General features: G+C 30.2%; 15 protein-coding genes. 9 read left to right on the top strand and 6 right to left on the bottom strand.

The window, feature by feature from the left end:
• The first annotated feature begins 77 nt into the window (after positions 1–77).
• Complete coding sequence (locus tag ABNT61_RS02035) at positions 78–848, top strand: glycosyltransferase family 2 protein (RefSeq protein ID WP_348744646.1); 771 nt, start codon at positions 78–80, stop codon at positions 846–848.
• Here ABNT61_RS02035 and ABNT61_RS02030 read toward each other — a convergent pair.
• The 6 genes from ABNT61_RS02030 to ABNT61_RS02005 form a co-directional block, all read right to left on the bottom strand.
• Positions 837–1,931, bottom strand: a complete 1,095-nt coding sequence (locus ABNT61_RS02030) for a glycosyltransferase (RefSeq protein ID WP_348744645.1) — start codon at positions 1,929–1,931, stop codon at positions 837–839. The genes ABNT61_RS02035 and ABNT61_RS02030 overlap by 12 nt on opposite strands.
• On the bottom strand, positions 1,921–3,042 hold the full coding sequence (locus ABNT61_RS02025; protein WP_348744644.1) for a glycosyltransferase family 1 protein: 1,122 nt from the start codon (positions 3,040–3,042) through the stop codon (positions 1,921–1,923). Before ABNT61_RS02025 ends, ABNT61_RS02030 begins: the two co-directional genes overlap by 11 nt.
• A 3-nt stretch (positions 3,043–3,045) precedes the next feature.
• A complete protein-coding gene (locus tag ABNT61_RS02020) occupies positions 3,046–3,843 on the bottom strand; it encodes a glycosyltransferase (RefSeq protein ID WP_348744643.1) in 798 nt (265 codons plus the stop codon).
• The gene (locus tag ABNT61_RS02015) at positions 3,844–4,590 is read right to left on the bottom strand and encodes a glycosyltransferase domain-containing protein (RefSeq protein WP_348744642.1); all 747 of its coding nucleotides are present in this window, start codon (positions 4,588–4,590) and stop codon (positions 3,844–3,846) included.
• 66 nt (positions 4,591–4,656) lie between these two features.
• On the bottom strand, positions 4,657–5,754 hold the full coding sequence (locus tag ABNT61_RS02010; protein WP_348744641.1) for a hypothetical protein: 1,098 nt from the start codon (positions 5,752–5,754) through the stop codon (positions 4,657–4,659).
• A 47-nt stretch (positions 5,755–5,801) separates the two neighbouring features.
• Positions 5,802–6,617 carry a 2,3,4,5-tetrahydropyridine-2,6-dicarboxylate N-succinyltransferase gene (locus tag ABNT61_RS02005; RefSeq protein WP_348711718.1) on the bottom strand — a complete coding sequence of 272 codons (816 nt, stop codon included), beginning with the start codon at positions 6,615–6,617 and terminating at the stop codon, positions 5,802–5,804.
• Positions 6,618–6,734: 117 nt separating this feature from the next.
• Between ABNT61_RS02005 and ruvX the strand changes: the two genes are divergently transcribed.
• The 8 genes from ruvX to ABNT61_RS01965 all read left to right on the top strand — a co-directional run bounded on the left by ruvX (position 6,735) and on the right by ABNT61_RS01965 (position 12,620).
• On the top strand, positions 6,735–7,145 hold the full coding sequence (ruvX, locus tag ABNT61_RS02000) for a Holliday junction resolvase RuvX (RefSeq protein ID WP_348744640.1): 411 nt from the start codon (positions 6,735–6,737) through the stop codon (positions 7,143–7,145).
• Positions 7,146–7,201: 56 nt separating this feature from the next.
• A complete protein-coding gene (def, locus tag ABNT61_RS01995) occupies positions 7,202–7,786 on the top strand; it encodes a peptide deformylase (protein WP_348744639.1) in 585 nt (194 codons plus the stop codon).
• Positions 7,787–7,794: 8 nt separating this feature from the next.
• The gene (locus ABNT61_RS01990; protein ID WP_348711714.1) at positions 7,795–8,217 is read left to right on the top strand and encodes a DUF5606 domain-containing protein; all 423 of its coding nucleotides are present in this window, start codon (positions 7,795–7,797) and stop codon (positions 8,215–8,217) included.
• Between the two features lie 4 nt (positions 8,218–8,221).
• Positions 8,222–9,004, top strand: coding sequence for a nucleoside triphosphate pyrophosphohydrolase (gene mazG / locus ABNT61_RS01985; protein WP_348744638.1), 783 nt, complete (start codon positions 8,222–8,224; stop codon positions 9,002–9,004).
• A gap of 5 nt (positions 9,005–9,009) precedes the next feature.
• Positions 9,010–10,101 (top strand): glycosyltransferase, encoded by a 1,092-nt coding sequence (locus ABNT61_RS01980; protein ID WP_348744637.1) that lies wholly within the window; start codon positions 9,010–9,012, stop codon positions 10,099–10,101.
• A complete protein-coding gene (locus tag ABNT61_RS01975) occupies positions 10,094–10,822 on the top strand; it encodes an SDR family NAD(P)-dependent oxidoreductase (protein ID WP_348744636.1) in 729 nt (242 codons plus the stop codon). The genes ABNT61_RS01980 and ABNT61_RS01975 overlap by 8 nt, the downstream gene beginning before the upstream one ends.
• 16 nt (positions 10,823–10,838) lie before the next feature.
• On the top strand, positions 10,839–11,393 hold the full coding sequence (locus ABNT61_RS01970) for a thioredoxin family protein (protein WP_348744635.1): 555 nt from the start codon (positions 10,839–10,841) through the stop codon (positions 11,391–11,393).
• 78 nt (positions 11,394–11,471) lie between these two features.
• Positions 11,472–12,620 (top strand): serine protease, encoded by a 1,149-nt coding sequence (locus tag ABNT61_RS01965; RefSeq protein ID WP_348744634.1) that lies wholly within the window; start codon positions 11,472–11,474, stop codon positions 12,618–12,620.
• Positions 12,621–12,651 lie beyond the last annotated feature (31 nt).

Here is a 12,651-nt window from a genome sequence, read left to right as displayed (position 1 = left end):
AATTTGTACTATTCACAAATTAGAATCCTAGAAAATGATGAAATTACATTATGTTTGTTTCATAAAATTATTACAGAATGAATAAACACCAAATAAGTGCCGCTCTTATTACTTTTAATGAAGAAAGTAATATTGCTCGTACTTTAGAAAAACTTACTTGGTGTGATGAAATTGTAATTGTTGATTCTAACAGTACAGATAAAACCGTCGAGATTTGTTCTTCTTTTGGCGCGAAAGTTTTTACTAAGAAATTTAATGGTTATGGAGAACAGAAAAGATATCTTGTTGAACAATGTAGTTTTGACTGGGTTTTATCTATTGACGCAGATGAAGTATTAACCGATGAACTTATCGAAGAAATTCAATCTGAATTTTCAAAAGAGTCAATTTCTCATAAAGCCTATTACCTAAATAGAAAACATGTTTATTTAGGAAAAATATTCAAATATGGATACTTAAGGAATACGCCTGTTCTAAGATTGTTTAATAGAACATTCGCTAACTTCTCAAATAAAAAAGTACACGAAACTGTAGAGTTTAAAGGTAAAAAGGGACGTTTTAAAAATGCATTCTATCACTTCACAGCGAATACTGTAGAACAAATTAATTATAAGAAAAACAGATATGCTACTTTAGTTTCTGAAGAATATTTTAAGAAGAAAAAACGCGTTAATTTATTATTACTAATTTTTAAATACCCTTTGGCATTTATCAAAGAATATTTTGTTAGAGGTAACATTTTAAATGGTTATGAAGGATATGTATGGAGTACATATATTGCTGAATATAGCGTCTTAAAATACCTTAAGCTCAGAGAACGTAATAAACAATCTAAACTAGGAAAGTAAATACTCTTTTACTTTATTTTGTATAAGTTCGCTATTGAATTCATTTTCAATTTTCAATCTTCCTTGTGCTCCCATTTTACTGATAAGGTCTTTGTTTTTAGCAAAGATTTGAATTTTATCACAAAACGTTATCACATCCTCAAAAGGGACTAAAAACCCATTTTCTTTATCATCTACTATTTGAGAATTACTACTAATTTCAAAGGCTACACATGGTTTTTCACATAACATTGCTTCAGCTAAAACATATCCAAAACCTTCCCATCTAGATGGTAGTAAAAACACATCTATACTATTCATGAAGCTCTTTGGATTATCTATAAAACCAAGTAGCTTTATATTTTCTTCTAAATTATGCTGCTGAATTTTTTCTTTAATAACATTTTCAAGCTTACCATCTCCACCAATTAAGATTTTAAAATCTAAATTTCTCTTTTTAAGCTCTAAGGCAACATCTATTAAAAACTCTTGATTTTTCTGAAAAACCATTCTTCCTAAATTACCAAGAACGATTTCATTACCTTCTTTTTGATATAATGCTTTTGAATCTAATGCATCAAAACCATTTACATCTATAGCGTTAGGAATTACAGTAATATTATCTTTTGGAAATAAACCTGGATTTTTAGCATTTATAGTAGTTTTAGTAGCTTCAGAATTGGCTAAAACCTCATTTAAAACCTTTTTAAAGAAATATCTATTGATAAATGAATTCTTAATCGGTATTGCACTCCCTCTCCTGTAAATTACTCTCTCAACTCCTCCTCTTTTTGCAGAAATCCCTCCTAATTTCATATCTTCAGAAGAGTTCATGACCACAGTTCCTACATTGTGCTTTTCGTAGAAGTTCACTACTTTTTTAATCTTGGAAGAACTTAAATAACTAAAATTCGATACTTTGATTTCTTCTTTCGGAACTACTATTTTATTAAGTTTCTGACTTAGTTCGCTATTTGGAGAAACTATTACCAAAACTTTAAATCCTTGTGTATGCAAGTACGTAGCCATTTCGTAGTGCCACTTTTCTCCACCTCCCCAAGTTTTGGTTGAATTAAAAAAACAAATGGTTTTATTAGTTTTCATTTAAAACCGTTTTATATAGTTTCATAATAGCGTTGGCAATTACTTCATCATTAAATTTCTGAACAAATTTATGACCTTTTTCAATCATATCATTGCGCTTAGTTTCATCTTTTAATAAAAGATCAATAGCTTTTGTAAATTCATCGATATTATTAGGATCAACATAGCACGAATCAGGACCTCCAGCTTCAGGAAAAACGCCGTCTTTTGATGTAATTACAGGTGTTCTACTATATAAAGCCTCTATAATTGGAATACCAAAGCCTTCAAAAATACTAGGATAAACAAAAATCTCTGCACTTTGATATAATACTGACAATTCTTTTAAATCAACTCCCTCTAAAAAATGAACTCTATTCGTTAATTGATTTGTCTTAATATACTCCAAAACTCGATTATAGTATTTGGTTTTTCGTCCAACAACAACAAGATGAACATCTAAGTTCTTTATAGATTTAACAATACTTAGTAAATTCTTTCTTTCTTCTATTGTACCAACATTAAGTATGAATTTTTCGGGTAAATTGAATTTACTCTTAACTTTTTCAATCTCGCTACTTGTTGCAATCTCCTTAAAAACAGAGTGACAACCTTGGTAAATTACTTCAATTTTAGATGCATCAATAGCTAAGAATTCAACAATGTCATTTTTTGTTTGTTCACTTATTGCTATAACTTTATCAGCATTTTGAGCTGCATACTTAAACTTGTTAAAGTGAATTTTTCTATCAAAAAAAGAATACAGTTCTGGATATCTTTCAAAGATTAAATCATGAATAGTAACAACGGAAGGTATTCCTTCTTTTTTAATATTTCTTGGAATCTCACCAGATAACCCATGATATAAATCAATTTTATCTTGTTTTAATTGATTTACAATAGCTCCCTGTCTCCAAAAAGAAGAAAACTTTTTATTTAAAAAAGAGTGAGGTAATTTTTCTATTAAGTTCTTATAATCACTTAAACGATCTACTTTTTTAGGTTTTGGATTGTACAATACATAACTATTATCTGGATAAAAAGCAGCTAATATTTTTAATAGATCTCTACTATAATTTCCCAATCCCGTAGTATTATGATATGCCCTCTTGGCATCAAAACCTAATTTCATAATTTAACGTTTTTCCAAACCATTTAAACAAACAAAATTGTCTGATTTTAGTTTCTCTCTTAACAATACTCTATTCTTCTCTACACCTTCATTTGAATAGCTTCTTTCATGATGTAGATGATAAACAATTGCTTTGTTTTTCATTGATTTACTTCCAATACCGTTTCTCTTTAATCTCCACTCAATATCTGTATCTTCTCCAACAGCAGCTCTAATATAATCTTCATCAAAACCATTTACATCTATTAAATGTTTCTTTTGAATTCCCCAATTACAGCCCAGCAGACCTTTATCTTTCATGGTTAAAAGTAAACTCTTGTTTCCTAAATAAATTGCTTCTTTCTTTTTACCAGAATCAGAGAAAAATACAGATAATCCTTTTAGTGGTTCTATAGTTTTATTCTGTTGAATATTCTCCGTAATCTTTTCACCAAGCATTACTCTTCTTCCCTTTAGCATTACATTATCTTGAACATTTTCAATATATGCTTTAACAAAATGTTTATGTGGAATACAATCTCCATCAATAAAAACTAATGTTTCTGCGTTGGAAGCTTTTATCGATTTATTTAACATTTGATTTTTTCTAAAACCATCGTCAACCTCCTGATTTACATGTAAAATAGAAAAGTTATAATCTTTTCTATGTTCTTTAAGAAATTGAATTGTCTCGTCGTTATTATCATCTTCAGAAATAATTGCTTCAAAATCACGAGAACTTTGATGATTCAAGGCTTCTAGAATTAATTTTAAGTTATCTAATGCCTTGTAATATGATATGATTATTGAAATTTTAATCATTTATGGGTGCTTTTTAATACCGAAGAATCGTTTAATTCTATATTTTAAAACCTTAAAAGTATAGCTTCGTTGAGCCATAGAAACGAAGTAAAAATAAGGATTTCCTCTTCTTAAATCTCCTTTAATTATAGTTGGTTTGAACTTATTTTTCCAAGCAGCGTAATCGAAACTCAATTGATCTCTTTTACTCATAGTAGATACAATATTCCACCAATCTTCCATTACTTTAATAACTTCAGGATCGTTATGCTTTCTTACTAAAACCCCCGAAGAAATCAATCCATTGTTTTTAGGATATCCTTCTTTCTTTAGAAATTCAATCTGATTTTTCATTACCATTGGATCATCTTTATACCAGCCTCTATCCGCTCCTAACTTCAATAAAACATCATATTCATCATAAATACAATCTCTATTATCACTACATTGATTATGATCAAAAATTCCCATTTTAAAATTACCTAGACTCTCCAATAACTTATGAATATCACCTACAATTAGAAAATTAGAGTCTAAATAAATACTTATTTCATAATCGCTAAAATAAAGATGAGGAAGAATTTTTGGATGTCTATTTTTTCTACCTTCATCAATATGTTCACTTTTCAATTCAATAGATTTCCAAGGAGAATTTACTTTTTTCTTATCATCTGTAAAACAGAAAAAGTCTACTCCTTTTATTTTTTTTTGAGGAACCATTCCATAATTCTTGCCAAAGGCTCCTGTATATATTACTATTCTGTTCATAAAAAAATCAAGTACAATATAAATATTATACTTGATCTATATTAAAATTATTAAATCTTATTCTCTCTAAAATGACACGCTTGGAAGTCTACCACGCGTGTAAGGCACATTATTTTTCCAACTTACAGTATTATTTGATAAGATTTCTCCTACTCTGTAATACATTTGAGTCGAAAACCTTCCTCCATCAGCTCTATGCATCTCAATTATTTTATTTCCTTTAACTGACACTGTAGGCTCATTACCATCTGTATATCTAGATTTACTTAACCAAGTAATTGAGAAATCGGAATTAATTCTTCCAATCCATATGTACATTCCACTATCAAAGAAATCTGGATCTTGATGAACTTCCACTATTATATTACTGTTGTTTACACTTACGGAAGGTCTAATACCATCAGTATATCTTTGCTTAGTTTTCCAAGAAATAGAACCATTAGATGCTAATTCTCCAATCCAAATATACATATCATCATCACTTTCATCTTTATCTTCGTGAACTTCAACAACAATATTACTGTCATTTATAGAAACATCAGGATACTTCCCTGTCGTTAGAAATGAAATATTTTTCCAACTAAAGCTAGTTGGAGATGTAATAGTTCCTGTTCTGAAATATAAATCATTATCCGTCTTACCTCTGTGTACTTCGACTACATTATTGGAATTATTGATATCAACGGACGGCTGATTTCCCGCCGTCATAAATTGAATATTTGACCAGGAAATCTTCAAATCGTTACTTAATGTTCCGTATCTGTAATACAGTAGATCGTCATAAGTATCTTTATCTCTATGTACTTCAAAAATATTATGACCATTATACCCTATGCTAGGATGGTTACCTGCCGTGTAATACTCAATACTTTTCCACTCTATAGTATTACTTGCATCAAGTTCTCCTACTCTGTAATACAATCTATCATCATCTAGATCTTTATCTCTGTGAACTTCAATAATTAAATCTTGAGACAAGGATGATGTTGATCCATTTGGGTCTATTGATACTAAATCATCACTATTTGTAATAAAGCTACTACTATTACGTAACTGATCACGTTCATTTTTCTCATAATCTTTTTCTAGCAATTTACTTGTATTCTCTGTACAAGAAAATAACACGGTCGATATTGTAATCGCCGTTAAAATTTTTCTTTTCATTATTGTAATTTTTAATTAAGGCAAACTTAAAAAAAAATATGTAATTTTTATACAGCTACATCATATTCTCTAAGTGCATCGTTTAACGATGTTTTCTTATTTGTACTTTCTTTACGTTTTCCAATAATTAAAGCACATGGAACATTATACTCTCCAGCTGCAAATTTCTTCGTATAACTTCCTGGAATTACTACAGAACGAGCAGGGACTCTACCTTTCATTTCAACTGGCTCATCTCCTGTTACGTCAATAATTTTAGTAGATGCTGTTAATACAACGTTTGCCCCTAAAACAGCTTCTTTCTCTACTCTAACTCCTTCCACAACAATACAACGCGATCCAATAAAAGCATTATCTTCTATGATTACTGGAGCAGCTTGTAAAGGCTCTAAAACACCTCCAATACCGACACCTCCTGATAAGTGAACGTTTTTACCAATCTGAGCACAAGAACCTACAGTTGCCCAAGTATCCACCATTGTTCCTTCATCTACGTAAGCTCCAATATTCACATAACTTGGCATTAAAATAGTTCCGGCAGAAATATACGCTCCATGACGTGCAACTGCATTTGGTACTACTCTAATTCCTTTTTCTTTATAATTTCTTTTTAAAGGAATTTTATCATGATATTCAAAAATACCAGCCTCTAAAGTTTCCATTTTTTGAATTGGGAAATATAAAACAACTGCTTTTTTAACCCATTCGTTTACTTGCCATCCGTCTGCAGTTGGTTCCGCTACACGTAACTCTCCTAAATCTAATAAATCAACTACTTTTCTTATAGCGTTTACGGTTTCTTCTTCTTTTAAAAGCTCTCTATTATCCCAAGCTTTTTCTATAATTGAACGAATTTCTGTCATTGTAAAATATTTTATGCAAATATAAATCAGTATCTAAATTGAATAGCGAAAATACATTTTTTAAACAGAAATCGTTTCCTTGTTTAAAATGAGTATTTTTGCCAAAAATAAAATAATTTGGCGCGTATACTTGCTATAGATTTTGGATTAAAAAGAACAGGAATAGCTGTTACTGATGAGTTACAAATAATTGCATCAGGGTTAACTACGGTTCCAACGGAAGAATTAGTTCCTTTCCTTAAAGATTATACCTCTAAAGAAACTGTTGAACTTTTCTTAGTTGGTAAACCTAAACAAATGGACAATACCGATAGTGAAAGTGAACAACTTATAGTTCCATTTCTAGAAAAACTGAAGAAAAATATTCCTTCAATTCCTATTGTACGAGTTGATGAGCGTTTTACTTCGAAGATGGCTTTTCAAACAATGATCGATAGTGGTTTGAAAAAGAAACAACGAAGAAATAAGGCCTTAGTTGATGAAATTAGTGCTACTATAATTCTTCAATCATATTTATATAGCAAATAATTTAAAGTAAAAAACGTTATTTGTACTTTTGCGTGCATTTTAAAACTTAATTGTATATGATTTTACCGATTGTCGCATATGGTGATCCTGTTTTAAGAAAAGTTGGGAAAGAAATTGACAAAGATTATCCTAATCTTACAGAGTTAATTGCCAACATGAAAGAAACAATGTACAATGCCTCTGGTGTTGGTTTGGCTGCTCCACAAATTGGAAAAGATATTCGTTTATTCGTAATCGACGCTTCTCCTTTTGCAGCTGATGAAGATTTAAGCGATGAAGACCGCAAGGTTCTTGAAGGATTTAATCGTGTTTTTATCAATGCTAAAATTGTTGAAGAAGAAGGTGAAGAGTGGGTTTTTAATGAAGGATGTTTAAGTATTCCTGATGTACGAGAAGATGTTTGGAGAAAACCTACCGTTTCTATTGAATATCATGACGAGAACTTTGAAAAAAAGACAGAAGTTTTATCTGGACTTGCTGCAAGAGTTTTCCAACACGAATATGATCATATTGAAGGGGTTTTATTTACGGATAAATTGTCTTCATTAAAGAAAAGATTAATTAAGAAAAAACTAGAAAATATTTCAAAAGGAAAGATTAGATCTGATTATAGAATGCGCTTTCCTAAATTAAAAAGATAATTAAATACATGGAATTTAGTAAAATTATAGCTGTATCTGGAAAACCAGGTTTATTTGAAATTTTATCACAAACTAAAAGTGGTGTAATCGTTAAGTCATTATTAGATGAAAAACGTATGCCGATTACAGCAACTCATAATGTTAGTTTATTAGAGAACATCGCAATTTTTACTTATGCTGATGATATTCCATTAGCTGACGTTTTTAAGAATATAGCAGATAAAGAAGATGGTAAAGAAGCTATTTCTCATAAAGAAAGTGCAAACAAATTAACTGCATATTTTTCAGAAGTATTACCTGATTATGATGATGAAAGAGTATATACTTCAAACATTAAGAAAGTAATTCAGTGGTACAATATCTTAGCTAAAGCGAATTTTGATTTCTCGACATTAGCACAAGAAGAAGTTACTACAGACGAAGAAGAATAGACATATGTCAAATACTCGTGAACAACAATTAGAAGCCTTTAATCGTCTTTTAGACATTATGGATGAGCTTCGAGAAAAATGTCCTTGGGATAAAAAACAAACTCTAGAGAGTTTAAGACATTTAACTATTGAAGAAGTTTACGAATTAGGAGATGCTATTTTAGATAACGATCTAGAAGAGCTTAAAAAAGAATTAGGCGATGTGCTTTTGCACATCGTTTTTTATGCTAAAATTGGAAGTGAAAAAAAGGCTTTTGATATAGCTGATATTGCAAATTCTATTTCAGATAAATTAATAGAACGACATCCACACATTTATGGTGACGTTTCTGTTGAAAATGAAGAAGAGGTAAAACAAAACTGGGAAAAACTAAAACTTAAAGAAGGTAAAGAATCAGTTTTAGAAGGCGTACCTCGAAGCTTACCTGCTTTGGTAAAAGCCAATAGAATTCAGGACAAAGTTGCTGGAGTTGGATTTGATTGGGAAGAACCGCATCAAGTATGGGAAAAAGTTCAAGAAGAACTTAATGAGTTAAACGAAGAAATTGAAAATGGAAATCAACAAAATATTGAAAAAGAGTTTGGAGATGTTTTATTTTCTATGATTAACTACGCTCGATTCATCAAAGTAAATCCTGAAAATGCACTAGAACGAACTAATAAAAAGTTCATTAATCGCTTTCAATATTTAGAACAGAAAGCTAAAGAATTAGGAAAAGAGTTATCTGATATGAGTTTGGCTGAAATGGATGTTTTTTGGAATGAAGCCAAAACGTTTTATAAGTAATTAAGATGAATGTACTTTTTGTTTTAGGTGGAGGGAATTTAAACACTCAAATTGCACAAGTCGCCCTATTTTTAGGCCTTAAAAAAGAAGGTGTAAATGCCTATTTAATTGGGGCTATTAATGAAGAAGTAAGTGATTATATTAAATCTCAAGATGAAAGTGCTTTCTTTTTAAAACTTCACCCTGAAAAGAAAATAGATTCAGAATATCAAGACAAAATTGCTGATCTTATTACAACATACAATATTAATATTGTTCATTTTATTAGCGGAAAAGCAGCTAGAAGTGGTTTAATTACACTTCGCAAGTTTCCAAAAGTAAAAGCTGTTATTTATTTTGGTTCTGTTAGTTTACACTGGTATGATCCTAGTTCATATTTAACCTATTTAAATCCGAGAATCGACGCTATAATTGGCAATAGCAACTTTGTATATAATCACGTTAAAAAGCAACTTTTCGGAAAGCATAAAAAGAAAGCTGTTCGTATTTTTAAAGGATATAGTTCGGAATGGTTCTCAGATGTTACGCCTTTTGATTATACGACAATAGGAATTCCAAAAGAAGCTATTGTGGTTTGTTCAATTGGAAATCATAGAAAAGTAAAAGGAACAAAGTACTTCTTAGAATCATCCAATTTTCTAGATTCTAATGAGAAAATTCATTACGTATTAATTGGTGAAAATACAGATGTACCTCATTTAGATAAAATTAGAAATAACAGTAAAATCAAAGATAGAATACATGTTTTAGGTAAGAGAAACGACGTACCTAACTTACTTGCTGGAAGTGACATGTATGTTCAATCTTCATTAAGTGAAGGCTTTGGGCGAGCAATTAGTGAAGCCATGAGTATTGGTAAAGCTGTTATTATGACAGATGCCGGAGGATGCACTGAGCTTATCGAAGAAAACTCTGGAATTGTAGTTCCTTTAAAAGACTCAAAAGGATTAGGAAAAGCCATCTCAAAATTAGCAAATGATAGAGAACTATGCGCTAAAATGGGTGTCAATGCCAAAGAGCGCATACTTAATGTATACAGTATTCAAAGAACTGTAAACGAAACCTTATCTTTATATAAAAAACTATTACATGAGTAAAATCTTAATTATAACTGGCGGAAGTAAAGGAATTGGTAAAGCCCTTGCCAACCACTACTCCAATAACGGTTATGAGGTTTATTCTTTATCGAGAACTACAAATAATAGTGAAATTATAAATGAAATTAAAGTTGATCTTTCAAATCTAAACGACTCGGTTCTATTATTTGAAAATCTCATCCAAAAACTTAAATCTACACCTATTGAATCCATTACTTTAATCAATAATGCAGGTAGATTAGGTCAAATAGCAAACTTAGAACATATTTCTCCTGAAGACATTCATAAATCAATTGTTCTGAATACCACAATTCCGTTGTCCTTTTCAAGTATATTTATTAAAGAACTTTCGTCAATAAACTGTTTGAAGCAAATCATAACTATTTCTTCCGGTGCGGCTAAAAAAGCATACACTGGATGGAGTGTTTATTGTAGTTCAAAAGCTGCCATTGATATGATGACTGCAACTATAGCTCAAGAACAAGAGTATGTTGATAATCCTACCAAGGCTTTTGGAATTCGCCCTGGTGTTGTAGATACAAATATGCAATCTCAGATACGAACAACAAATAGTTCTGATTTTAGAAATGTGCAACGTTTTATTGATTTAAAGGAAAATAAAGAATTATATACTCCTGAATATGTTGCTTCTAAAATTTTTGAGCTGGATACAAAAGGTAGCTTGAAAAACGGTTTAACAGTAGATTTAAGAGATTTATAATCATTATACAAAGAACATGGCACTTACAGAATCAAATGAATTTAAAATAGGATCAGTAGCTCCAAACTTTAAGTTGTTAAATACAGTAGACGATAGCTTCGTTGAATTAGTAAATGTAAAAGGTGAAAAAGGCACAGCTATATTCTTTATTTGTAATCATTGTCCTTTTGTAATTCATATTAATGAAGAGCTAGTGAAAATGGCCAATGATTATGCAGAACAAGGAATTTCATTTATTGCGATTAGTAGTAATGATGCTGTAAACTATCCGCAAGATGGGCCGTTACTAATGAAGAAAACAGCAGAAAATCTAAATTATCCTTTCCCCTATTTATATGATGAATCTCAAGAAGTAGCAAAAGCATACGACGCAGCTTGTACTCCTGATTTGTATCTTTTTGATCATGACTTAAAATCGGTGTATCACGGACAACTAGATGATTCTCGTCCAGGTAATGATACATCAGTAACAGGTAAAGACTTCAGATATGCTATAGAACTATTGTTACAAAACGCATCACCTTTAGAAATTCAAAAACCAAGTATAGGCTGTAATATCAAGTGGAAGTAACTTAATAATTACCTAATTATAGGTAGATTTAAAAATGTAATACATATTAAAATTGTAAAATCTTAAATAATTTTAATCATGAAAAAAATTACTCTACTTATTATTTTTCTAATTTCATACTTTAATACTTTTAGTCAAATAGAAGTTACTCCTCAAGAATTATCTAAAAAGTTATCGCCACAAGAATTAAAACTGCTTTACCTTATTAAGACTGATAAACTTAACAGAGATGAGTTTACCAGAGATAAAAGTTTTAATAATTATATAGAAAACTCCAAACTAGAAGATATTTTTAAAGCTGCATTACTTAAAAATCTTTACTTCTACAACAAAACGTCTAGAGATATATATGGTATTGATATAAAATATAGTAAAGACAATAGAACGGAAGTACAATTTACAAATAACGATACAATACGAAAAAACTCTAATGGAATTGTACTAATCGTGAATAATTCTTTATTAAAAAAAAGTACTAATAATTCATTTAAGCTAGAAACAACTAATTTGGTTGATGACCCAATGATTAAATCTTGCGACTCTGAAAGGTTTGTAAAACAGCCATCTATTGCTTATAAACATACAACATGTACGGGATTTATTGTTGGCAAGAATGTATTAATTACTGCGGGACATTGTATATTATCAAATGCTGATCTTATGAATAAAGCCTTTATTTTAGACTATAGACTAAATAATGATGAATCTAAAAATATTGTAATCAAAAAATCTCAAATAATTACAGGTAAAAAGGTTCAAAGAGTTGGTAAAAATAAAAAAGGTTTAGATTATGCCATAATTAGAACGAATGAAGAAATGGATAAATCTAGAATTTTAAATTTAAATTGGAACTCGAAAATAGAGGTTAACCAAGCTTTATACACGATAGGTCATCCTCTGGGATTGCCACAAAAATTAGCCGATAAAGCTTGGGTAACAAAAAACAACAACCCATATATATTTAATGCTAATCTTGATACTTTCGCTGGAAATTCTGGAGGTCCAGTTTTCAATAGGAATACTCATGAAGTGGAAGGATTTTTACTATCTGGTGGTCAAGATTATAAATTTAAAGACAAAAGTCAAACTTGTAGAATAGTTAATACTTGTGGTACTACGGGTTGTATTACTGAATGTCCAAACAAAAATAATTGCTATGGAGAAACTATAGTAAGAAATTCAGTATTCTTAAAAGCATTAAAAGATGTAATGAATAATATTAAATAGTAAACAAGTCAGTAGTTTAATTAAAACAAAT

Source organism: Tenacibaculum sp. 190524A05c (assembly GCF_964036595.1).
In the GTDB taxonomy this organism is placed as follows: Bacteria; Bacteroidota; Bacteroidia; order Flavobacteriales; family Flavobacteriaceae; genus Polaribacter; species Polaribacter platacis.
The sequence above is the reverse complement of the archived record's forward strand: the minus strand, read 5'-3'. Positions and strand labels throughout refer to the sequence as shown.

Excerpts from the sequence above, each read along its gene's own strand:
- ABNT61_RS02035 (WP_348744646.1), top strand. The coding sequence starts at position 78 with ATGAATAAACACCAAATAAGTGCCGCTCTTATTACTTTTAATGAAGAA.
- ABNT61_RS02030 (WP_348744645.1), bottom strand. The coding sequence starts at position 1,931 with ATGAAAACTAATAAAACCATTTGTTTTTTTAATTCAACCAAAACTTGG.
- ABNT61_RS02025 (WP_348744644.1), bottom strand. The coding sequence starts at position 3,042 with ATGAAATTAGGTTTTGATGCCAAGAGGGCATATCATAATACTACGGGA.
- ABNT61_RS02020 (WP_348744643.1), bottom strand. The coding sequence starts at position 3,843 with ATGATTAAAATTTCAATAATCATATCATATTACAAGGCATTAGATAAC.
- ABNT61_RS02015 (WP_348744642.1), bottom strand. The coding sequence starts at position 4,590 with ATGAACAGAATAGTAATATATACAGGAGCCTTTGGCAAGAATTATGGA.
- ABNT61_RS02010 (WP_348744641.1), bottom strand. The coding sequence starts at position 5,754 with ATGAAAAGAAAAATTTTAACGGCGATTACAATATCGACCGTGTTATTT.
- ABNT61_RS02005 (WP_348711718.1), bottom strand. The coding sequence starts at position 6,617 with ATGACAGAAATTCGTTCAATTATAGAAAAAGCTTGGGATAATAGAGAG.
- def (WP_348744639.1), top strand. The coding sequence starts at position 7,202 with ATGATTTTACCGATTGTCGCATATGGTGATCCTGTTTTAAGAAAAGTT.
- ABNT61_RS01990 (WP_348711714.1), top strand. The coding sequence starts at position 7,795 with ATGGAATTTAGTAAAATTATAGCTGTATCTGGAAAACCAGGTTTATTT.
- mazG (WP_348744638.1), top strand. The coding sequence starts at position 8,222 with ATGTCAAATACTCGTGAACAACAATTAGAAGCCTTTAATCGTCTTTTA.
- ABNT61_RS01980 (WP_348744637.1), top strand. The coding sequence starts at position 9,010 with ATGAATGTACTTTTTGTTTTAGGTGGAGGGAATTTAAACACTCAAATT.
- ABNT61_RS01975 (WP_348744636.1), top strand. The coding sequence starts at position 10,094 with ATGAGTAAAATCTTAATTATAACTGGCGGAAGTAAAGGAATTGGTAAA.
- ABNT61_RS01970 (WP_348744635.1), top strand. The coding sequence starts at position 10,839 with ATGGCACTTACAGAATCAAATGAATTTAAAATAGGATCAGTAGCTCCA.
- ABNT61_RS01965 (WP_348744634.1), top strand. The coding sequence starts at position 11,472 with ATGAAAAAAATTACTCTACTTATTATTTTTCTAATTTCATACTTTAAT.